Annotated in this window: 17 protein-coding genes and 1 tRNA gene; 6 read left to right on the forward strand and 12 right to left on the reverse strand. The window is 39.2% G+C overall.

The features are described 5' to 3' along the window. Positions 1-42 precede the first annotated feature (42 nt). From BVH02_RS11655 to BVH02_RS11665, 3 genes are all read right to left on the reverse strand, one after another. On the reverse strand, positions 43-384 hold the full coding sequence (locus tag BVH02_RS11655) for an STAS domain-containing protein (protein ID WP_086501630.1): 342 nt from the start codon (positions 382-384) through the stop codon (positions 43-45). Positions 385-491: 107 nt separating this feature from the next. After that, the gene (locus BVH02_RS11660; RefSeq protein ID WP_086501631.1) at positions 492-965 is read right to left on the reverse strand and encodes a Fur family transcriptional regulator; all 474 of its coding nucleotides are present in this window, start codon (positions 963-965) and stop codon (positions 492-494) included. A 54-nt stretch (positions 966-1,019) separates the two neighbouring features. Next, positions 1,020-3,236 (reverse strand): RelA/SpoT family protein, encoded by a 2,217-nt coding sequence (locus BVH02_RS11665; RefSeq protein ID WP_086501632.1) that lies wholly within the window; start codon positions 3,234-3,236, stop codon positions 1,020-1,022. Positions 3,237-3,392: 156 nt separating this feature from the next. Between BVH02_RS11665 and BVH02_RS11670 the strand changes: the two genes are divergently transcribed. From BVH02_RS11670 to clpX, 4 genes are all read left to right on the forward strand, one after another. Next, positions 3,393-3,474, forward strand: a tRNA-Leu gene (locus BVH02_RS11670). A gap of 92 nt (positions 3,475-3,566) precedes the next feature. After that, entirely contained in the window at positions 3,567-4,889 is a 1,323-nt protein-coding gene (gene tig, locus BVH02_RS11675) for a trigger factor (protein ID WP_086501633.1), read from the forward strand. Positions 4,890-4,964: 75 nt separating this feature from the next. After that, positions 4,965-5,639, forward strand: coding sequence for a ClpP family protease (locus BVH02_RS11680; RefSeq protein WP_086501634.1), 675 nt, complete (start codon positions 4,965-4,967; stop codon positions 5,637-5,639). Beyond that, complete coding sequence (clpX, locus tag BVH02_RS11685) at positions 5,639-6,865, forward strand: ATP-dependent Clp protease ATP-binding subunit ClpX (RefSeq protein ID WP_086501635.1); 1,227 nt, start codon at positions 5,639-5,641, stop codon at positions 6,863-6,865. Before BVH02_RS11680 ends, clpX begins: the two co-directional genes overlap by 1 nt. Before the next feature lie 31 nt (positions 6,866-6,896). On the opposite strand, the gene lpxB is transcribed toward clpX, so the two are convergent. The 9 genes from lpxB to BVH02_RS11730 form a co-directional block, all read right to left on the reverse strand. After that, complete coding sequence (gene lpxB / locus BVH02_RS11690; RefSeq protein WP_086501636.1) at positions 6,897-8,018, reverse strand: lipid-A-disaccharide synthase; 1,122 nt, start codon at positions 8,016-8,018, stop codon at positions 6,897-6,899. A 91-nt stretch (positions 8,019-8,109) separates the two neighbouring features. Further along, a complete protein-coding gene (locus BVH02_RS11695; RefSeq protein WP_086501637.1) occupies positions 8,110-8,496 on the reverse strand; it encodes a four helix bundle protein in 387 nt (128 codons plus the stop codon). A gap of 72 nt (positions 8,497-8,568) precedes the next feature. Further along, a complete protein-coding gene (locus BVH02_RS11700; protein ID WP_086501638.1) occupies positions 8,569-8,988 on the reverse strand; it encodes a 6-pyruvoyl trahydropterin synthase family protein in 420 nt (139 codons plus the stop codon). 157 nt (positions 8,989-9,145) lie between these two features. Next, positions 9,146-9,991 carry a DUF1735 domain-containing protein gene (locus BVH02_RS11705; protein WP_086501639.1) on the reverse strand — a complete coding sequence of 282 codons (846 nt, stop codon included), beginning with the start codon at positions 9,989-9,991 and terminating at the stop codon, positions 9,146-9,148. A 22-nt stretch (positions 9,992-10,013) separates the two neighbouring features. Continuing rightward, entirely contained in the window at positions 10,014-11,597 is a 1,584-nt protein-coding gene (locus BVH02_RS11710; RefSeq protein WP_086501640.1) for a SusD/RagB family nutrient-binding outer membrane lipoprotein, read from the reverse strand. A 10-nt stretch (positions 11,598-11,607) separates the two neighbouring features. Further along, positions 11,608-14,712, reverse strand: a complete 3,105-nt coding sequence (locus BVH02_RS11715) for a SusC/RagA family TonB-linked outer membrane protein (protein ID WP_086501641.1) — start codon at positions 14,710-14,712, stop codon at positions 11,608-11,610. Between the two features lie 482 nt (positions 14,713-15,194). Further along, positions 15,195-17,117, reverse strand: a complete 1,923-nt coding sequence (locus BVH02_RS11720; protein WP_086501642.1) for an OmpA family protein — start codon at positions 17,115-17,117, stop codon at positions 15,195-15,197. Between the two features lie 4 nt (positions 17,118-17,121). Next, complete coding sequence (locus BVH02_RS11725; protein ID WP_086501772.1) at positions 17,122-17,748, reverse strand: 7-carboxy-7-deazaguanine synthase QueE; 627 nt, start codon at positions 17,746-17,748, stop codon at positions 17,122-17,124. A gap of 179 nt (positions 17,749-17,927) precedes the next feature. After that, on the reverse strand, positions 17,928-19,532 hold the full coding sequence (locus tag BVH02_RS11730) for an amidohydrolase (protein ID WP_086501643.1): 1,605 nt from the start codon (positions 19,530-19,532) through the stop codon (positions 17,928-17,930). Between the two features lie 172 nt (positions 19,533-19,704). Between BVH02_RS11730 and leuS the strand changes: the two genes are divergently transcribed. Together leuS and BVH02_RS11740 are read left to right on the forward strand one after the other, a co-directional pair. Continuing rightward, positions 19,705-22,479 (forward strand): leucine--tRNA ligase, encoded by a 2,775-nt coding sequence (gene leuS, locus BVH02_RS11735; RefSeq protein ID WP_086501644.1) that lies wholly within the window; start codon positions 19,705-19,707, stop codon positions 22,477-22,479. 88 nt (positions 22,480-22,567) lie between these two features. After that, positions 22,568-23,590, forward strand: coding sequence for a glycosyltransferase family 4 protein (locus BVH02_RS11740; RefSeq protein WP_086501645.1), 1,023 nt, complete (start codon positions 22,568-22,570; stop codon positions 23,588-23,590). The last annotated feature ends 210 nt before the right edge of the window (positions 23,591-23,800 follow it).

Genomic DNA, 23,800 nt, shown 5'->3' on the forward strand with positions numbered 1-23,800 from the left:
TCAGAACAAGATATTAATCAAATAGCTACACAGAATAGGAGACTACACTTGCTTTTTAAATTCTTCTATTGAGTCATAAACCGAAAATATATTATTCAGCTTAGTGATTATCAGCAACTTTTTCACGTGATCCGAAGGTGCAGTCAAGTAAACTTCTCCGTCTTTATTTCTCATTTTGGTGAGCATTGTGATTAAAAGACCGATTCCACTAGAACTGATATATCTTACCTCGCTAAGGTCTACTACAAATTTTCTGGCACCTACTTCAATTGCATCGGAAACTACTTCTACCAACTTCGGCCCTACATCATCTCCTATCAAATCACCTTGAATAAAAAGGTAATGTGCCAGTTCATCCTTACTAGAATTATATGTTAATTTCATATAAATATTATTTGTCTTTAAATGGTCATTTGGAATCTCGCAAAACCAAGCATCATTTCAATGAATGATGCTTGAGATATGGATGCCTGCCTTATACAGGCTCGCATTTACGGGGTCACTACTTTTCTGTTTTCACAAAAGTCTTTGGTACATGTACCATACAATATTAAGGAGTGATGAAGCACTTTGAAGTTAAGAATTTCTCCAACGGTATTTTGAATGTTTTGGATTCGGGGATCACAAAACTCAAGCACCTGACTACAATCTGTGCAAATCAAATGATCGTGTTGCTTAAAGCCATATGACTTCTCAAACTGAGCTAGATTTTTGCCAAACTGATGCTTGGTCACCAAATCGCATTCTACCAAAAGATCTAAGGTATTATAAACCGTTGCTCGGCTGACACGGTAATTCTTATTTTTCATGCTGATGTAAAGTGACTCCACATCAAAATGTCCTGTTCGTGTGTAAATTTCTTCGAGAATTGCATAACGCTCTGGAGTCTTCCGGAGCTTCTTATTTTCTAGATAAGCAGTAAATATTTTTTTTACCTCTTCGAAATGGGTAGTATTCAAAGCCATTAGTTGGGTGTTTTTTCAAATATAACTTTTGTAAGTAAGAAAAGATTCATTGAATCAGTCAAACCTTGAAACCTTTAGTATACCATCGACTTCAATCAGGTTTTCTATTAGATCATCTAAATGCTCAGTGCTATGTACATATAGTTTGATCGTCCCCTCAAAAATCCCTGCATCAGAATCCACCGTGATTGACCGCATATTCACCTTCAGTTCATTTGAAATCACTTTAGTCACATCATTGATTAAGCCTACTCTATCGGTACCTATGATCCGTAAACCCGCTAGAAAGGCTATTTCTTTATGACTCGTCCATCTCGCTTTGATCACACGATTACCATGATTTGAAAGTAGTTCCAATGCATTAGGACAGGAAGTCCTATGAATTTTGATTCCTTCATTTACCGTCACAAAACCAAACACATCATCTCCGGGGATAGGATTACAGCATTTGGCTAAAATATAATCCACTACATCCATGTCCTCACCTATCAATAATTGATCATGGTCTGGTCCCTTGAGACTTTTGATCTCTTTGGTAAATGAAGATTCATCTCTTACCTTCTCCTGATTAGACTTGCTATTAAGTTTTTGAGTGGCTTTGAAATCCTTAAATGACTTGATTGAAGTCGGGTCGATTGCGCCAATTCCTACCCGGAAGTAAAATTCATTGGCTGTTTTCAACTCAAAAAACGCTCTAAGTTTCTCAACAGATTCGGAGTTGAACTCCATCTTCATCTGCTTCATCTTTCGCTGCACGATCTCTCTACCATCTAAAATCGCTGACCTTTTATCCTCGCGAAGGGCATCTTTGATCTTGGCTTTCGCCCTCGTGGTCACAACATTGTTTAACCAGTCTTCCGAAGGCTTTTGCTTATTGGAAGTAAGGATTTCTACCTGATCTCCATTTTTCAACTTATGTGAAATAGGCACAAGTCGCTGATTGACTTTAGCACCTATGCATTTAGCTCCTACTTCTGTATGAATCTCAAAAGCAAAATCCAGTGCAGTAGAACCAAATGGCAAAACCTTCAGATCACCTTTAGGTGTAAAGACAAAGACTTCATCATGAAATAGATTTCCTCTGAAATCATCCATGAATTCAATCGCATTACCATCGTTAGACTCTAAAAGTCCACGAACTTGCATAATCCAATCGTCTAGTCCTGTAGGTCCCTTTGAATTTTCCTTGTCTTTGTATTTCCAATGGGCAGCATATCCTCGCTCAGCGATCTCATCCATCCTTTCGGTTCGGATCTGTACTTCCACCCATTGTCCAGTACCACTCATTACTGTAGTATGAAGTGATTCATAGCCATTCGAACGAGGTGTACTTATCCAATCTCGAAGTCGATCTGGGTTGGGTCTGTAGAAATCAGTGACTATGGAATATACCTGCCAACAATCTGCCTTTTCGCTATCCAAATCACTTTCCAAAATAATACGAACAGCAAACAAGTCATACACTTCCTCGAAAGGAATGCCCTGTTTCTTCATTTTATTATAGATGGAATAAACAGATTTGGGTCTACCTTTTATTGTGAAATCTAATCCGGTTCTACTCAATTCTTCCTCAATGGGTAGAATGAAGCTGCGAATAAATTTATTTCTATAGGATTTTGATTCATTGATCTTGAATATTATATCCTTATAAGTAGCCGTGTCTGTATATTTTAAATAAAGATCTTCTAATTCAGATTTGATCGCATATAGCCCAAGTCGGTGAGCTAAAGGCGCATACAGATACATTGTCTCCGAAGCGATTTTAAGTTGCTTGTGTCGAGGCATGCTACCTAATGTCCTCATGTTATTGAGCCTATCAGCAAGCTTGATCAAAATCACTCGAACATCATCGGAGAGCGTAAGTAGCATCTTACGGAAGTTTTCCGCCTGCTGAGAACTACCGTATTCGAATACTCCAGCGATCTTGGTGAGACCATCTATGATAGTCATGACTTTGTAGCCAAATTCCCGCTCAATATCCTCAAGCTCCCAATCGGTATCCTCCACTACATCATGTAGCAAAGCGGATACAATTGAGGTGGTACCCAGTCCTATCTCTTCCACACAAACCAAAGCTACTTCCAGCGGATGGTAGATATAAGGTTCACCAGACTTCCGTCGCATATCCTTGTGCGCATCTAGCGACACATTAAATGCCCTTTTTATCAGTTTGGCATCACCATCTTTTAAAATTGGTTTTGCCTGTCTCAATAGCCTACGATAGCGCTTGAGTATTTCTTTTCTTTCTTCTTCTATGTCCACTTCAATCATACAGGAGGAATTTAATACAAAAATGGGGCTCTAATCCCATCTTGTACCAAATGTTAAATATTTTTTTTAGTATGCTATTGCATATTATTTATTAGTACCTACATTTGCATCCACAATTCGAATAGGAATCTTTATTCTATTTTAACTGTACGTATTGCGGATGTGGCGAAATTGGTAGACGCACTAGACTTAGGATCTAGCGCCGCGAGGCATGGGGGTTCGAGTCCCTCTATCCGCACTAAATACCGAACCCTCAATCACTCAACTGTCTTCAACAACAGGGTAGGGATTGGGGGTTTTTAGTTAATCTTCATTCTAAAATTTTGAGCTTTGGAAATCACACAAGACAAGCATTCAGCAAATCAAGCTTTAATTAAAATTAAATTAAACGAAGCAGATTACCAACCTAAGGTTGAGGCAAAACTAAAGGACTTCGCAAAAAAGTCTAACATCAAAGGATTCAGACCTGGTAAGGCTCCTATTTCAATGGTGAAGAACATGTACGGCACATCAGTACTTGTAGAGGAAGTCAACACTATTCTTAGCGAATCACTGAATACTTACTTGAAGGAGCAAACTTTCAAGATCTTGGGAGATCCATTACCACAAGACCAAGGCACAATTGATTGGAAAGCCCAAAAGGATTTCGAATTTGATTACAAAATCGGATTTGTCGAGTCTGTTGAACTAACCCTTGATTCAAAAATCAAAGCAACCAAATACTCCATCAAAGTAGATGATAAGTTGATCAACGAAACACTTGATAGCTTGAAATCTCAATATGGCAACAGCACAAACCCAGAAGTAAGCGAAGAAGGTGATCATATCTATGGTGATCTAAAAGCAACTGAAGGAGAATTCGAAAAAACTGTTACTTTGGACTTGACTAAAATCACAAAGAAGCTAGCAGGCAAATTTGTAGGTATTAGCAAAGAAGCTGTAGTAGAATTCGAAGCTAAGGATGTAAAGAAAGGTCAGTGGGAGGAAGCTTTCGGTTTAAGTGAGGAGGAGTCTGCTGATCTCGATGGCCTTTTTACTTTGACAGTAAAAAACATCAATAGAACTGAGACTGCCGAAATGAACCAAGAGTTCTTTGACAAGATTTTCGGCCCAGATCAAGTTTCTTCTGAAGAGGAATTCATCACTAAAGTACGCGAGACACTTCAAGGCAATTACGATAAGGAATCTAAACTGTTTACTGAAGAGGAATTGAAGAAAGTTTTAACTGATGCTTCGAAAGTAGATCTTCCAGAAGCATTTTTGAAAGAGTGGCTATTGGTTGCCAATCAAGGCAAAGTCACTGAAGAAGATGTAGAAAAAGAATTTCCAGTGTATGCTAAGCAATTAACTTGGTCTTTGCTATCGAATGAGATTGCAACTAAGAATGAAATCAAAGCTGAGCATGAGGAAGTGATCGAAAGAACTAAGCAGATGGTTCGCGAGCAATTCGCCGCCTCAGGCCTTGGTGCTCAGATGGAAGACAGCATGGACATCTTTGTGGACAACTACCTTAAAGGTGAAGAAGGCCAGAACTATATGAATATGCTCACTTCAATTCAGAATGAAAAAGTACTTGCTTTTGCACTTGATAAAATCAGTGTGGAAGAAAAGGATCTTACGATTGACGAATTCAAGGAACTTTTAGCGAAGTAATTCGCTTAAATCATCATAAAAAAGCTCTTATTTAAGGGCTTTTTTTATTTTTGCTTACCACAACAAACTCGAAAGATGATCAACAAAGAAGAATTCCGTAAATACGCTATCCATAATCAAGGCGTAAGTGGCACTGCTTTTGACCAGTACACTCAACATATCGAAAACATGACTCGCTCTGTAATCGAGGAGCGTCCTCAGAATTTCAGAGAGATTGACGTATTCTCCAGATTGATCATGGACCGCATCATTTTCTTGGGAACAGGAGTAGATGATCACGTAGCTAATATCATTGTAGCACAGTTGCTTTTCCTAGAGTCAGTAGATTCTAAGAAAGATGTGTTACTTTATGTAAATAGTCCAGGAGGATCAGTGACAGCTGGCCTCGGAATCTATGACACTATGCAATTCATCAATCCTGATGTGGCTACTATTTGCACGGGCATCGCAGCTTCTATGGGAGCAGTTTTACTTGCCGGTGGAGCGGCGGGAAAAAGATCCGCCCTGAAGCATTCTAGAGTAATGATCCACCAACCTTCAGGTGGAATGCAGGGCAAATCAACTGATATGGAGATTTCCCTTAAACTTATCCTATCAATGCGTGAGGAACTATATGGCATCTTAGCAGAACATACTGGTAAGACAGCTGAAATCATTGAAAAAGATTCTGAAAGAGATTATTGGCTTAAAGCTGAGGAAGCAAAAGCTTACGGTCTTATAGATGAAGTACTAGTTAAAAAACCAAAATAATGGCTCAAGTTACCTGCTCCTTTTGCGGTAGAAATAAGAAAGATGTAGATCTAATGGTGTCAGGTATCTCTGCACACATTTGTAATTTCTGTATTGATCAAGCTCATTTGATTCTTGGCGAGGATGACAAAACCAAGAAACCAGGTGAAGTAAAACCAAAAATCAAACTCAAAAAACCTAAAGAACTTTCAGCCTATCTGGATCAATATGTAATTGGTCAGGAAGATGCTAAAAAAGTTCTGACGGTAGCTGTGTACAATCACTACAAACGTCTTGTTCAAAAAGACGAAAATGATGAAGTTAAGATTGAGAAATCCAACATTATCATGGTAGGCGACACGGGAACTGGTAAAACCTATCTAGCCAAAACTTTGGCAAAGACGCTGGAAGTACCGTTTTGTATCGCTGATGCGACTGTATTGACTGAAGCTGGTTATGTAGGGGAAGATGTGGAAAGCATTTTAACTAGACTGCTACAGGCTGCAGATTATAATGTAGAAGCTGCAGAGCGGGGTATAGTGTACATAGATGAGTTGGATAAAATCGCTAGAAAGTCCGACAATCCTTCAATCACAAGAGATGTAAGTGGAGAAGGTGTGCAACAAGCAATGCTAAAGCTTTTGGAAGGCACTATCGTGAACGTTCCGCCTCAAGGAGGACGTAAGCACCCAGACCAGAAAATGATCGCTGTAAACACGGAGAACATTCTTTTTATCTGTGGAGGTGCATTTGATGGAATTGCCAGACACATCGGTAAGCGATTGAATACCCAGCCACTGGGTTTCAGTAAAGCTGCCGCTGATTCTGTAGCTGACAGAGAAAATTTACTTCAATATGTGACAGCCCAAGATCTGAAAGCGTTTGGATTGATTCCTGAACTTATTGGTAGACTTCCTGTATTGACGCATTTGGATCCTCTTCATGCAGGTGCATTGAAGAGAATATTAACTGAGCCAAAGAATGCTTTGGTGAAGCAATACGCTAAGTTGCTTAATTATGAAGGAGTGAAAGTTACTTTCGAAGAAAGCGGCATTGACTTCATCGTGGAGAAAGCGGTAGAATTCAATCTTGGCGCTAGAGGATTGAGATCAATTTGCGAAGCGATCATCACAGATGCGATGTACGACATCCCTTCTGATGATTCCATCAAAGAATTGGTTATCGATGCGAAGTATGCACACGAGAAATTTGATAAATCGAAATTTAAGCGACTTCAGGTAGCTTAAAATCAAAACCCTGCTTCAATTGAGGCAGGGTTTATTTTTTGTCTATACTTTTTAGAATAAGTCCAGCCGCAGTTTCTGAAGCGCTTCCCTCTCCAATTTGTTCTTTTATCAAATCATAGCCCTGCAGCATATGACCTCTATACACTTGGTTACCTAATATCTGCTGTAGTTCAGCCTTTAAATTTGGAATAGAAAAATCATTCTGAATAAGCTCTTTTACAACTTCTCTATCAGCAATCAGATTCACCAAAGAAATGTATGGCACCCGTATCAAATTCTTTGCTATGGCATAAGAAATCGAACTCGTACGATACACAACTACCTGTGGAACTCTAAACAATGCAGTCTCCAGAGTCGCTGTCCCAGATGTAACTACCGCAGCAATGGCATGGGAAAGCAAGTCATAAGTCTGGTCATAAATAACCCGAATACCAGCATCAACACCACGCTGATAAATCTCTTTCCCAAGATCTCCGACTCCAGCAATCAAAAATTGAGCATTTGGAAATTCTTTTACCAACTTAATCATCCGATCTAGCATTCCATTGATCTCCTGTGCTCTACTGCCAGGCAATAAAGCTATGATAGGTTGATAGCTCAGCTCATTCTTTTGAAAGAAAAACTCATGAGGTTTAAACTTAGATAGTTCATCCAATAGTGGATTGCCCACATAATGAACATTCATATCATACTTTTCAAAAAATACAGGCTCAAAAGGTAAGATTGAATAGATCTGATCAGTAGTAGCCTTGAGTTTCAATGCCCGCTTTTGATTCCAAGCCCATACTTTTGGCGGGATATAATAATGAACTGGAATGTTATTTTCTTTTGCGAAAGCGGCAATCTTCATATTGAAGCCTCCGTAATCAACTAGAATGATTGCATCTGGCTTATAAGCCAGAATATCATTCTTTACAAGTTTCAGATATTTCAGGACTTTTCGAAAACCTAATACCACTTCCAAAAAACCCATCAATGCTACTTCCGCGTAATTCACTGCCAACTCTACCCCAGCATCTTTGGAGTAGCTCCCTCCCATTCCTCTTATCAATAGATTAGAATCCAGAGACAAAAGAGAACGAACCAGATTGGAGGCATGCAGATCTCCTGATCGCTCTCCGGAGATGATGTAGAGTTTTTTGGGTATATTCAAATGTAAAGTTTGTAAGTTGTCAGTGGTAAGTGGTTAGTAGTGTGTTACTATTAATCAGTAGTAATGTATATACATAGAGATAGACAAAAAATCACTTATCCCCTATCGTGCAGAACAAAGAAGCTTTAGACATCATCGCATTAAGTTTTTGGTTAATAACCTCACAGGATTTAACAATTAATTCTCTTTCCTGATCATTGACAAGTTCACAATCAAATGCAACTTCAATCCAATGTTGAGTTTCGTATTGCTCTGCATCTGAATCGGTCAGCTTAGCTATAAAATGATTTATATACCTCCGTTTAGCCCAGCTTTCCGCAATTTGAGCACCTACCGATCTAGAAGATCTTCTTATCTGATCAGTCAAAGAAAACTTTTCCTCCTTGGGAAAATTCTTGGATATCCTATAAACATCCTTCGCTAATTGCCTAGACAATTTGTAAACATCAAGTTCATAATAAAAATTTACGTAAGCCATAATTTATAAATTTTAATGAATACAAAACAAAAATCACAACTTACTACTTACTACTTACAATTCACAAAATTGTTACTCGCCGAAATACTCCACAAAATTCCTCGGAGTCTCGTAAAGAGTCAACTTATGTAGTCCTCCATGGGAAGTAATTTCATTCACAGCAGGTTCAAGAATTTTCCAGAATTCCATGATAAGATTTTCACAGCTGGCCAATTTACCCTGCATAAAATCTACATCTATATTTAGGTTCTTATGATCAACTCGTTCGATCACTAAGTTTCGAATAATGGTACTGAGCTTTTTCAGATCCACCACAAAGCCAGTGTCAGGATCTGGCAGGCCTTTCACCATCACGATCAACTCAAAGTTGTGACCATGCCAGTTGACATTAGCACAAGGCCCAAATACCTCCACATTCTTCTCATCAGACCACTTTGGGTTCCAAAGCTTGTGGGCTGCATTGAAGTGTTCTTTTCTACAAACGTAAATCATCTCTAATAGGAATAGGCCGCAAAGTTAACCAGAAGATGCGGAAAATGGAATTTGTGACAAATCATTAGGAGAAATTGATTTATCAAGTACAAAAAAAGCCATCCCGAAAATTCGGAATGGCTTTAAAATTATTGCCTAGAAGGCAAACGTTGTATGCTTATTTCTTCACATAAGTTTCAGTCATAGTACGTGAACCTACTGAATATTTTACATGTATCGTCTTCGTAGCAGGATCCCAAAAGTTCTCAGGAAAATTTGTAGCATTTCCTAATCCCGAAACAGAAATAACTTTTGCTTTATTATTTACTGGATCGATTTCGATGATAGTCTGATTAGAGTAAACCCCAATTAAACTGGAAGTAGTTCTGAATTCACCAATAGTTGTCATAGTGACAGTATTAGTACCTGATCCAAGTGAACCACTATACGTATGGTCATAATCACCAGCCCACTGATTGTTAGGTATTACTGCATAAATCATGTGTCCGAAGTTTCCACTTACTACACCGCTAGATGCAGAAGATATCTTCAAAGGAATAGCATAATTTGCATCAAACTTAAATTTATCAGGTTTAACATCAATCATGAAGCTAACTCTTTTCTCTCCTTTTGGAATAGTTACAGATACAGAAGATCCTCCTCCTGGAAGGGAATAACTTCCAGCATCTAACATAACATACTGATCAACGCCAGTAAGACCTTGGTCTGTATTGTAAGCTGGAAGATCTGAAGGAGAAAGCTCTACCGTCACAACTAAATCCTCTGGAGCATCGTAAGCGCCAGAATATTGCACAATTACTTCGATTTGATCTGCAGGAACAGCCTCAAACGTAAGTTTATTCAAAGGGTAAACACTCCCTACAGCTACTAGTGGTGCTTGTTCTACAAACTCAATAATACCAGTAGTTTTGTCAGGATCAAATAAAGGATCCTCATCCAAGCAAGACGTCAGTGTCAGCGCAGCAACACTGAACAGCCCTATTCTATATAATATATTTTTCATAGTTATTTCTATTAATTATGGATTATTGGGCTTGCCAGAATACCAAGCTAGAAAACTGATCAATTCCAGTTGGAACATTTGCAGGATTCAACTGGAATTCAGATGAAGCATAAAGATATCTTACTGGCAACTTATCAGCTCTTGGAGATGATGATAGAATAGAAGCAAAGCTCAATACCGGATTTGCAGATCCATTAACAATTTTAGGATATCCAGTTCTTCTGAAATCAGCCCAAGACTCATGACCATTTACGAAATTGTTCGCAATATACTTTTGAGTAATAATTGCTTCTAATTTCTCAGCAGAAGTACTTGCTAGATTGTAATTGACCAAATAGTTCGCTGGGTTGTCAGCTTTGTAAGTAGCTACTTCCGTTGCGAGAACCTTACCTGCTGGAAGAGCTCCAGAAATATCTCCATATAAGTACCTGAATGATGCAGTAACACCATTATCAAATGCTTTGAGATCATCGCCTACTAGAAATCCTTTCATAAATGCTTCAGCCTGTAGCAAATAAGATTCAGCTGCAAGCATAATAGGGAAACCAGCAGTCCTTCCTTTTAGAAGACCATTTGTTGCTACCGCATTAGTTCCAGTACCTGTACCTACGAACCAAGCAGTCTGACTAGCAAGCGCATCAGGATTGTCCACTAAATTACCTAATTGACCTACAGGTGTGCTACTGTTAAAGCTACGGTAAGTTACAGCACCTCTACCAGTGTCGGTAATCTTAGTTCCATTATAGAAGCTATAAACATATTTACTAGGGATAGCTGATCTACCTGAACCTGATAAAGTACCTGCCGCATTTGAGTGATATCTCTCCCAAAGCGGATTTTGTTTACCTGCAGTAGCTATGTAACCTGGGTTAACTTTAGCATCTTCTGTCATAAACCCAACCGTAGTATTCATTGCAGCAAATTCTGTTGTAGCGAATGCACTAGTTTCAGAAGAAGCAGCCATTTTCAATAGCATTCTAAGCTTTATTGTGTTAGCAAATTTCGCCCACTTACTCACACTACCACCGAATATTACGTCAGCAGAACCAAGGCTATTTGCACTTTTTGCATTCGTGAAAATATCAATAGCAATATTCAATTGAGACACCAAATCTTTGTACACCTCAGTCTGGCTATCATAAGCAGGAGTTACGTTGATTGCTCCTTTAAGACCTTCGCTATAAGGAACATCTCCGAAAACATCAACCAACATAGCGTAATCAAATGCTTTCATAGTCTTAGCTACGGCATTAAAGTAAGCTAGACCTGGCTCCTCTGCTGATTGATCTTCAATATATTGATAGTTGACTAAATCATCATAAGTAGAACTCCAAAGCGTGTTATAAGAAGTTGTGGTCATGTTATAAGTAACAATTGCACCCCATCCACCATAACCACCAGCATTGACGGTGTATCCATTAATCCACATTGCATTGTAGCTGTATTGCAAAAATAAGTTTGCAGAACTAACAAGGGCATTTGGCAATACAAGCTCAGGCGTAGCTGAAGTTGCTTCATTAGGATTCACATTATCTCCTAGAAATGACTCACATGCCGTGAGGGAGATAAAGGAAGCAAGAATAAATATTCTTAATATATTTCTCATTTCAATTTTATTAAAATGTTAATGTAATAGAACCACCGTAGAATCTTGTAGGCGGTGATGCAGATAGTGTTACAATACCTACAGCATTTCCGTCATTGAAGTTGAAATCAGGATCCGTGTAAATATTTGAATTTGGAGTGAAGATCAATAAGTTTCTTCCTTGTGCAGTGATAGTAGCTCCTTGGATAAATCCAATCTTGCTCATCATAGTAGCTGGGAAGTCGTATGAAAGTGCAACTTCTCTCAGTTTCCAGTAAGCACCGTCAATTAGGTAGTTTTCTGCTACGTTTCTTCTGAATGAACCATCTGTCCAGAATCCAGCACCACCATCTGTTACTGTTACATTTGTGTTTTCAATGTATGTTCCTGGACTCTCAGGATTCTCATAAGATGAATTTGGAATTACAAAACGCTCTCTATTGAAGTAAGTAGTAGTAATACCTGATCCAGAGAAGTCAAATGATCCACCTCCGCTGTAATAGATGCTATATCCACCTCTGTATTCAGCAAGTGCATAAAGTCTAAATCCTTTATAAAGTAGTTCAGTATTCAGACCCAGTCTATGTCTTGGCTGGGTATTACCAAGCTGTACTTGCCCTTCAGCAACACTTGGATATCCAGAGTTAGCATCTACAATAATTCTTCCTTGGTCATCTCTCTTGTAAACAGATCCTATCAACATAGGGTAAGACTCCCCTTCGATTGCATATACTTGAGCGTTTCCACCTGTTGAAAGTGCTAATCTATCCAAATCGTCAGCGATCTCTTTTACGTAGTTATCATTGAAAGTATAGTTAGCGCCTATGTTGATCTGGAAGTTATTTCTAGAAAATGCAGTTACATTCAACATGGTTTCATATCCTTGGTTTATCACGATACCTGTGTTTTGCAAGTATGAAGAGAAACCTGTAGAGTTAGCCACTCCAGTAGGAATAGTTTGATTTTCTGTCTCTGACTGGTAGTAAGTGAACGATCCGTTTACTTTACCGTCAAATAAGATGAAATCCGTACCAAACTCGTAGGATGTAGTAATCTCTGGCTCAAGATCAGCTGCAACCAAACGATTGTCCAAAGAATAACCTGAAAGGCTACCGAAAGGAAATCCAGAAGATGGGCTGAACGTAGGGTTCAATTCGTATGGATCCAAGTTAACTTGTCCTACCTGAGAAATACCACCTCTAACTTTGAACTGAGAGATAACTTTACCTTTCATAGTAGGGAAAGCGTCAGAAGCCACAAACGAAACGTTTGCTGCTGGATAGAAGAATGATCTGTTCTCTTTAGAAAGAGTGGAGACCCAATCATTTCTACCTGTTAATTCAAGGAACAAGTAATCTTTGTATGCAGTCTTGAATTGTGCAAATACACCAACTTGGCTTGACTCAAAGTTACTTTCACTTGCACCAGCCTCACCTACTCTGTTAGACACATTATATAGGTCCGGAATTACCAGGCCGTTAGCGGTAGCATCTACATTCTTAGACTGATTCTTTCTTAATTGGTTACCCAATAATAGGTTGAAGAACAAGTCATCACCAACTGGTTTCTTCAAATTGATTAAGAAATCAGAGATAAGCTGGTTGCTGTAGCCAGCTCCATCAGAAGTATATCCAGCCATATCAGTTTTTGCTGATGAAATGCCTTTGGTATAATCCGTAAATGTAAATTTACCAGTAGTACTCTTATTATAATTAGTTCTATTTGACATACCTACACGATATGTGAAATCCAACCATGTAAGCGGCTTATACTTCAACTCTACGTTACCTACGAGATAATTATTTCCAGAATCCTGACGGCTATTATCCGCTTGGAAATAAGGGTTATCATAGTACTCATTGTAGTATCCGTTTGGATTAGCAAAAGGATCATTTCTCCAATCTTTATAACTAGTCAATGGAACATGAGCAGGAGTCTGGAGGATCTGATCATACATACTAGAAGTTGCTCTAGTAATATCATATTTGTTCTGAACATAGTTAGTAGATAAATTCAAAGACAATTTATCACTGAACTTTCTTGTGCTGTTGAATCTAACGGATGCTCTAGTATACTTGTCACCTGGAGTAGTACCGTCATTCGTAAGGTACTGAGCAGAGAAGAAGTTTGTTGATTTATCATCACCACCGCTAATAGATACATCTGTCTGGTTGGTTACACCGGTCTCCCAAAAATCATTTTTGGAGTTAGTGTTAGAATAAGGAACAGTCTGAATAGAACCATCTTCCAAAGGCTTACCTATTTGCACCATAGATCCATCGAATCGTGGACCGTACTGCTGATTCTCGTAAGAAACATACTCATGAGGATATCCACCCGCATAACCAGAACCAAACTCATCCTGAATCTTTGGATAGAAACTCACTTGCTCAAGATTAACAGTATGTCCTACTGTTACTTTTGGAGCCCCAGATTTACCTTTCTTCGTAACGATGATCAATGCACCGTTAGATGCAGCAGAACCGTAAAGGGCAGCAGCGTTAGCACCATTAAGTACAGTGATTTCTTGGATATCCTGAGGATTAAGATTACCTAGGATTGTATTAGGAACAATAACATTATCCACAACAATCAAGGCTTCGTTGTCTCCAGTTAAAGAACGGCTACCTCTCAATATAACTCTTACGTTAGGGTTGACACCAGAACCGGTTGTATTGATTTGAAGACCTGCAACTTTACCAGTCAAACCAGCAGCTACGTTAGCAGCTCTACCTTGAGCCACGTCACGTGTCTCAATGCTTGTTGCATTGTAACCCATCTCAACTCGTCTGGACTCAATACCTGCCGCACCTGTGATCACGACTTCACTCAAACTCTGAACATCTGGTTGTAAAACAACGTCGATAACAGACTGCTGACCAATATTGATCTCCTGAGTAGTTGTTCCGATGAAACTAAACACCAAAACTTTCCCATCAGTTGGGATATCCAATGTGTACTTACCATCAATGTCTGTGGCAGCACCTACGCTAGTACCTTTAACTAATACAGTAGCGCCTGGTATTGGCCCACCATCTTCGCCCGAAGATACTATTCCGGTTACTTTACGCCCCTGTGCAAATGCCACAGCACTTACTAGGAAAAGCGAAAGCCCTAGGAGTAAAATTTTCTTCATAAGTAATATGATTTGGTTTATATTATATACCAATGATATTCTTAATGAAGGAAAATCACAAAACAGCGGTCTAAAAAAGCAGGTAGTAGCCTAAATCAGTGTTTTAACAAAAATTGGGCATTGATCTAAACTTCCAAATTATAATTGGAAAGTGAATTAAAAAACTACTTCATTTTAGGAATATAGACTGTTATTCTATTGTTAACAAAAGTTAATTTTCTGCTAAAAAACAATTGTGGTTGAATAACGCTCTTAAATAGACAGGGATATTTTTATATTTCAATATATGGCTTCTAGACAAAATTTAAACCATTCTATTTATTAGAATTAAGACTATAAGTACCTAAAAATTCAGTATTAGTAAAATTTTAATCGGATTACACTAGATCAATTATTTATATAACTATTTCAGTAAAAATGAAATTAACTAATTAGATTATATTAGAAAGGTAACAATCTGTTTATAATTAATTAATAAGGCTTTATAAAATTTTTATAGTTATTCTTCGGTTTAGTGCTTGATTTTGAACTGTGGTATTTGGGACCATAGGTTCATTATCTCCCTTACCTTCAACCAACACTCTACCATGATGAAACCCATGGCTCGTCATATATTCTTGAACACTTTTGGCTCGATCTAAACTTAGCTTCTGGTTGTAAATTGCGCTACCTACATTATCCGTATGTCCCGTAATCAAAATATTTACATTTGGGTTTTCAGCCAAAAACTTCACAAGCCTAGAAAGTGATGAAATTGACTCAGACCTTAATTGATACTCATCAAATTCAAAAAATACATTTTCAAATATGAATTCTTCTCCCGAAGCCACAGGAATCAACTCAACTTTTAAATCTTTTACATTTTTGACATTATCCCGATCTACATTGTAAATCTTTGGCAGAAAACCTTTTTTCTCTACATACAAACCAGATATAGCTTTCTCAGGATATAACATGGTGAATGCTCCGGTTTTTCCATCAGCCTTAAACTGGTAAAGTGTGCTATCATTTGCCAAAGACACCAATGATAAGGTAGCGTCAATTGGCTCGCCAGTCTTTGAATTAAAAACTTTCCCTTCAGTTACTGTTAAGTTTTCCCCTAATGAGATTTCATCGGGAAATTTGAACCTATACAATAAGGAACGGTCATTTTCATTTTCGGAAGTAGTCAACTCTGTGAAATAGGCGTAGTCTTTTTGGGCAGTTATAAACAATGCGACCTGATCCAACTGATCATTGATCGGAAACCCAAGATTAGTAGGTTTAGTAAATTCACCATCAATCACCTTTGAAAGCTGTATATCCATACCACCAAATCCAGGGTGACCATTAGATGAGAAAAAAAGTATCTCATTATTAAAGAACATAAAAGGAGAAATTTCATCTTTTGGTGTATTCACTATGGGACCAAGATTTTTTGCCTCAGACCAGGTAGCCTCATTTTGCATGACAGTATACCAAATATCATTTCCCCCATATCCTCCTTTACGATTAGAGGAAAAAAACAAAACCCTTCCATCTGCAGAAAGTGAAGGTTGGGAATCCCAGGATCTGGAGTTCACATTTTTACCCATATTTTTAGGTCGCTGCCACATTCCATTTACTTTGTACGCTATGTACAAATCACAACTCCCCTCAGAGTCTGGCGCATCGCATGACGTGTAAATCAAAATATTACCATCCGCAGTTATTGAACAAGTCCCTTCATTATAAGGAGAGTTTATAGCCTGCGCTACACTTTGGGGTTTTGACCAAGCTCCCTCTGGAGAAACATAAGCCATATAAATATCTTCCTTATCGTTATTCCCTATTCCATCTCTTTTAGTAAAAAGCATCTGCTCGCCATCCGCAGTGAGCACGGGGAAATATTGCAATTGAAATTCATTGAGGGGTTCAGGCAGTCTCTCCTTTTCAATCTGTTTAAAATTCCCTAGCTGAGTAGTTAAAAAATCCATTTGAGCCTTCATCTCACTATAATAGTGTGACTGTCGAAAAGACTCCTCAAATAAAGGATCTACAGTTACGAACTCATTAAAAGCTTCTTGAAACTTCCCTTGTTTTAAATACAAATTGGTAAAGACCCAACCTATATCAGCGCGATTTTTATTAGAAGCATTTTTCCCACCAAGTTTTCCCTTTCCTACACTTGCGGTATTCTCGGCATCTTCCAATTTACCTTGGGTAATCTGGAGCTGAGCCAATTTCACGTAAGCCTCCAAAAATGAAGCTTCTCGTTTAATCGCATTTTGATATTTCTCTATTGCTTCATCATAATTCCGAATAAGTGTAAGCGCCTCTCCTTCCTGATACATCTTGATCGCCCTACCATCAACAATAGAATAGCTTTGCGCATTCGCGAAAGAAAGGGTAAGAAAAAATAAGAATATGGCTAAAACAGGACGCATGGTCTTAGGGAATGTCCATAAATTTATGAGTTTGCAGCGATATTTTCCATTTTGGGTGATTTTTCGCAAAATCGATAATGACTGGAGTGAACTTGTCCGCCTTGCTCCACTCTGGCTGAAGCCTTAATTCACAGCTAGAATTCACTAATCTCGCATGCTCTTCAGCAAACTCAAAATCACTTTGATGAAAAACTACAACTTTCAATTCATCTGCCTCATCATAGATAGATGGATGTGGTTTTTTAAATTTCTTAGGAGAAAAACAAACCCAGTCAAAATCACCTGAAAATGGATGAGCTCCAGAAGTTTCAATATTTGTCGTAAACCCTTTTTCTTTCAAAAGTGCAGTCAATGGACCCAAATTGTACATCAAAGGCTCACCACCTGTGATTACAACTAATCTCCCTGGAAAAGCCACTGCGTCTTCCACAAGTTGCTCTATGGAAATAACAGGCCATTTTCCAGCCTCCCAACTTTCTTTGACATCACACCAGACACAACCCACATCACAGCCACCAAGCCGGATAAAATAAGCGGGATGCCCGGTAAATCTACCTTCTCCTTGTATCGTGTAAAATGCTTCCATCAGCGGAAGCTCTAAACCTTTCGCTACTAACTCCTTTGTATTCATATTCATCTGAATTTTTGATAAAGCGGGCAATTGAACCGCTGGGTGAATGAAGACGCAAAGGTAGGGAATGGATTGGGAAATTCTAAAATTGAAAAATTGGAAGATTTTTCTCCTAATCAAACCGCAACAAATTTTCGTACGGCTTGATGGAGTTAATCAATATCCTATATTCCAATTGTTCAATCCTTCTTAATCGTAGGGTATTTCACACCAAGCTGCTCTAAATAAGTGTCGAATTTTGTCTCATCATAATAGAATTTCTCAAGCTGTGGACGGAACTGATCCATGATTTGCTTATTCAAATAAATCGGAGCCTCATCATCTGTAGTGATCATTGGTTTGTATTCAGTTTCTTTTGTCTGGACATTTTTGAAATAATCCCAAGCTTCATCTACCAACTCCGGCTTCAGAAGAAAGTCTAGTATCGTCATCGCTGCTGCTTTTGCGCCAGCGGTCACTCCTTTGTGCGCAATAGGAGTAGCCATCGCTATTGCATTGCTCCAATGATGCCCTTGGAGTCCAGGGATATTAGAAGGAAACCTCAACGTAACTGTTGGAACTACCCAGGAGACATCGCCGATATCATCTGAACCCCCAGAAACTGGAATGATTACTGGCATACCCAAGGTGTCAAGTTTAGTCGATAGCCCTTCGATTTTACTCGATCCAACTTCTTCCTGTACCGCTTTTGCCAGTGCTTGATCAGCATCAGACCATTCTGGCAATCCCACCTTTAAGATGTTCACATACATCTTTTCAGCTATCACTTTATTAAAATGCCTTGGCCATGCGGTTCCCAATATTTTCGATGACACTTCTGTATCTGTCATTAAAGCTGCTCCTTCAGCCATCTTATTCGCAGTTGCATACATTTCCATGATTCCCTCATAGGTTACATCCCTGAAATAATACCAAATAGAAGCTTTAGAAGGAACTACATTAGGCTGATCCCCGCCGTCTGTGAAGATAGAATGAGAGCGTTTCAGCGGATCCATATGTTCCCGCTTGTAGTTCCAACCCACATTCATTAGCTCTGCAGCATCAAGTGCACTTCTTCCTCTCCACGGCGAACCTGCGGAATGTGCAGCCTCACCTGAGAAAGTATATTCCACCGAGATCAAGCCCGTGCCAGAAGTCTGACCATAGCTTACTCCGAGGTTATTTGCCACATGGGTAAAGATGCAAATATCAACATCATCAAATAATCCATCACGTGTGTACCATGCTTTTGCTGCGACCAATTCCTCTGCTATGCCTGGCCAAAGCACAAGCGTACCACCGATATTTTCCCTCTCCATGATTTTCTTAACTGCCAAAGCTGCGGTGACATTTAAAGGTATGCCTGCATTATGCCCTTCTCCGTGACCAGGAGCACCCTCGACCATAGGCTTATGATAAGCTACACCTGGATATTGGGATGCCTTCGGGATGTCATCCACATCCGAACCTAATGCTATTGTAGGCCCTTCGCCATTTTTCCAAGTGGCAAACCATGCCGTAGGAATGCCTGAAACCCCCATTTCTATTTCAAAACCATTTTCCTCCAAAATTCCAGTTAGGTAATTTGAAGACTCTACTTCCTGAAAACCTAGCTCCGCAAAACTGAAAATTTTATCAACCATGACTTGACTCATTTTCGCATCCGCTTCGACCAGTTCCATCGCTTCTTGCTTGAGTGCGTCAATTTGCTTTTGAGAGATCTTCTTTTGTGCCAAAGAAAAATGTGCAAGACACATTAGAAGCATTAACATGCTCAATGCTCTACTATTTGAATTAAGTTTCATGGATATGGTGGTTTGTCAGGATGTAAAATACTAAAATCTTTCAAATCATCCCTGAGAAAAGTAACAGAGGAAATAATAGGATTTAGGGAGGAATTACCGATTTGAACCACAAAGCCCACCAATTTTCCTATTTTTGCAGGCGTTTAGCTAAAAAACTAGAAATAATTCAATCATGGCGGAATACACTTTTAAGGAGATCGAGAAGAAATGGCAGGCATACTGGGAAAAGAATCAAACTTTCCTCGCCAAAGTAAATCCTGACAAACCAAAGTTTTATTCCTTGGATATGTTCCCCTATCCATCAGGAGCTGGACTTCACGTAGGGCATCCGCTTGGTTATATCGCATCGGATATCGTTTCCAGATTCAAGAAACTCAAAGGTTTCAATGTCCTCCACCCGATGGGCTACGACAGCTTTGGCCTTCCAGCTGAGCAATACGCAATACAAACCGGACAGCACCCGGCAATCACCACCGAGCAAAATATCTCACGCTATACAGAACAGCTGAAGAATATTGGGTTTGCTTTTGACTGGAGTAAAGAAGTGAGAACTTCAAACCCTGATTATTACAAATGGACGCAATGGATCTTCATGCAGCTTTTCAATAGCTACTATGATCTTGATGCTGATAAAGCACTTTCGATTGACTCATTAATTGAGCGATTTGAGAAAGAAGGCAACGCTACAGTAAAAACAGTTTGCGACGAGGACACTGAGAAGTTTAGCGCTTCGGACTGGAGTGCTTACTCCGAAAAAGAAAAACAAGAAATACTGCTTAAATATAGATTGACCTTCCTAGCCGAAACTACCGTAAACTGGTGTTCAGCATTAGGCACTGTTCTTTCGAATGACGAAGTAAAGGAAGGCTTCTCCGAACGAGGTGGACATCCAGTAGAGCGCAAGAAAATGATGCAGTGGTCGATGAGAATCACCGCATATGCTGATCGCCTACTCAAAGGTTTGGACAAACTAGATTGGTCTGAGCCAGTCAAAGAAATGCAGCGAAACTGGATAGGCAAATCCATCGGGGCTGACGTTGTGTTCCAGGTAAAAGATTCCGAACAAACCATCAAAGTCTTCACCACGCGTGTGGACACTATATATGGTGTGACATATTTGGCTTTGGCACCAGAATCTGATCTGGCAGCAGCATTAATCACAGAAGATCAGCGAGAGAAAGCTGAAGCATACATAGAAGTAGCAAAAAACCGTTCCGAGCGGGACAGAATGAGTGATGTCAAAACCATCTCTGGCGCTTTCACTGGTTCTTATGCGATCAACCCCTTCAACGGAGAAGAAATCCAGGTTTGGGTGGCTGATTACGTTTTGGCTGGATATGGTACCGGTGCAGTGATGGCAGTACCTGCTCATGATGAGCGAGATTTCAACTTTGCGGAGCACTTCGACCTAGAGATCCGACAAGTGATCGATGGCTCGATGGAGGAAGGCTCTTTCCCTGGAAAAGGAGGCTTGATTATCAATTCAGGCTTCATTTCCAATTTGTATATGAAAGATGCCATGACCAAAGCGATTGAGTTTTTGGAAGAGAAAGGCATAGGAAAAGGTAAAATCCAATACAGAATGCGTGACGCGATTTTCACTCGTCAGCGCTATTGGGGCGAGCCACTTCCTGTTTATTTCAAAGAGGGATTGCCTTATTTGATAGATGAAAAAGATTTGCCTTTGGTTTTGCCAGAGGTAGATAAATACTTACCCACTGAAGATGGTGAGCCTCCACTTGCTCGCGCAAAAGACTGGAACTACAAAACTTCGGATGGAGAATTTCCATTGGAAAGAAGCACGATGCCAGGCTGGGCAGGATCTAGCTGGTATTTCTTCAGATATATGGATCCAAAGAATGAAACTGAGTTTGCGGACAAAACAATAACGGATTATTGGGGAGCTGTAGATTTATACATTGGAGGATCCGAGCATGCGACAGGTCACCTATTGTATTCCAGATTCTGGACAAAGTTCTTGTATGACCTTGGAGTTGTGAGCATAGAAGAACCCTTCCAGAAGATGATCAACCAAGGCATGATCCAAGGAAGATCGAACTTTGTGTACAGAGTGAAAGGCACAAACAAGTTTGTAAGCTACGGTCTGAAAGATCAGCACGACACATTTGCAATGCATGTGGATGTGAATATTGTCTACAACGATCAGTTGAATCTAGAGAAATTCAAAGCATGGAGACCTGATTTGGCGGATGCCGAATTCATCCTAGAGGACGGCAAATACATCTGCGGATCTGAAGTGGAAAAAATGTCTAAGTCGAAATACAACGTGGTCAATCCAGATGACATCATCGAGCGCTACGGGGCGGATACGTTAAGATTGTACGAGATGTTCCTTGGGCCATTGGAGCAATTCAAACCTTGGAATACCAATGGAATCGACGGAGTATATAAGTTTTTGAGAAAACTTTGGAACCTCTACCACTCCAACGCTGGAGAACTACAGATTTCCGATGCGGAGCCAAGCAAAGGAGAATACAAAGCGCTGCATAAAGCCATCAAGAAGATGGAAGATGACATGACAAACTTCTCATTCAACACTTCTGTATCGAGCTTTATGATCTGTGTAAATGAACTAAGCGCTCTAAAGTCTAACAAACGTGCGATTTTAGAACCATTAGCGCTAGTGGTTTCTCCGTATGCACCGCACATTGCCGAAGAACTTTGGAGTTTACTAGGACATGAAGGTTCTATTACCGAAGCTACATTCCCTATTTTTGATGAAAGTCACCTGAAAGAAAGTGCATTTGAATATCCTGTCATGATCAATGGAAAAATGAGAGCGAAGCTTAAACTTGACCTTTCTTTGAGTAAGGATGAAATTCAGGAAGCTGCTTTGGCAGATGAAAATGTACAGAAATGGCTGGAAGGAAAAGCACCTAAGAAGATCATTATCGTACCAGGAAAGATTGTGAATTTGGTGATTTAAATTTTTAAGCAATAATTGAAAGGGGCAAAGAGAATATAGCATTCATTTTCTTTGCTCCTTCTTTACTTTAAGAACTATCTTACTATCAATGATCATTTACACCTACCCCGTTCGTACTGCATTTACCGATCGAGACTTAGAAATGATCAGCCCAGAACTGGCTATAAAAGGAATCGAATTCACTCAAAGCCCTATAAAGCTTCCATTTTACTTTATACTGCAATTCTTCCAATTACTTTGGTTTCTTCCCAAGACTAATCAATACCTCTGTTTTTTTGGCGGCTATCATAGTGTGCTACCGGTATGGTTTGGCAAAGTCTTCCACAAAAAATGCGTGATCCAAGCGGGCGGTACTGATTGCATTAATATGCCAGAAATAGACTATGGTAACTTCCGTAAGAAATGGCTTCGCAAAGCAACTGTTTACAGTTTTAAAAATTGCAGTTTGATTTTGCCAGTCGCAGAGGCATTAGTCAAGCAGGAATATAGATATGACCCAACTATTTCTCCTAAGCAAGGTCTATTAAATTTAATTCCTTTTCTGAGCACTCCGATTCATGTTATTCCAAATGGATTTGACACAGATTTTTGGAAGGATCAGAATCTAGACAGATTACCTAATTCGCTTATTTCTATAGCAACTGGCACTTCTAAAAGATCTAGAGCAATTGTCAAGGGATATGATTTGATAGAAAAATTAGCTTCGCTTCATCCTGATATAAACATCACTTTGGTAGGAGACGAAAACTATTCTTCCCCATCGCAAAATATAAAAGTGGTTGGCAAACAAAGCCGAAGTGAATTACACAAGCTTTATAACTCTAACCACATCTATCTTCAACTCTCCACCTCAGAAGGCTTTCCAAATGCACTAGCAGAAGCTATGGCTTGCGGTTGTATTCCTATCGGATCAGCTGTGGGAGCTATTCCTGAAATCATCGGATCACCTGAGCTTATTCTTAAGACCAAAAACTTCGATCAATTAGAATCTATTGTCCAAAATTTAATAAAGACTGACACAACTGACAAGCGAAATAGTAGTAGAGAAAGAATAGTAACAAACTTTTCTTATCAAAAAAGGAAAGCAATGCTATTATCAGAACTAGCTTAGTTAGCGTCAAATTGAAGTCATATTCCTCGATACCAGTCTTTTCGGAATTTTCGGAAGGGCTTTTTCAATTATGCCAAATTTTCAATTAGATAGCTCCTAAATAAAATTGGCCACTAAAACAAACCGATATTTCTATAATCAACACAAATTTGATCTGCATCAAACTTATTTTAAACCAATATTCCTCATATTATCTATATGTTAAAAAAA

This window comes from Algoriphagus ratkowskyi (genome assembly GCF_002150505.1).
Taxonomy (GTDB): domain Bacteria; phylum Bacteroidota; class Bacteroidia; order Cytophagales; family Cyclobacteriaceae; genus Algoriphagus; species Algoriphagus ratkowskyi.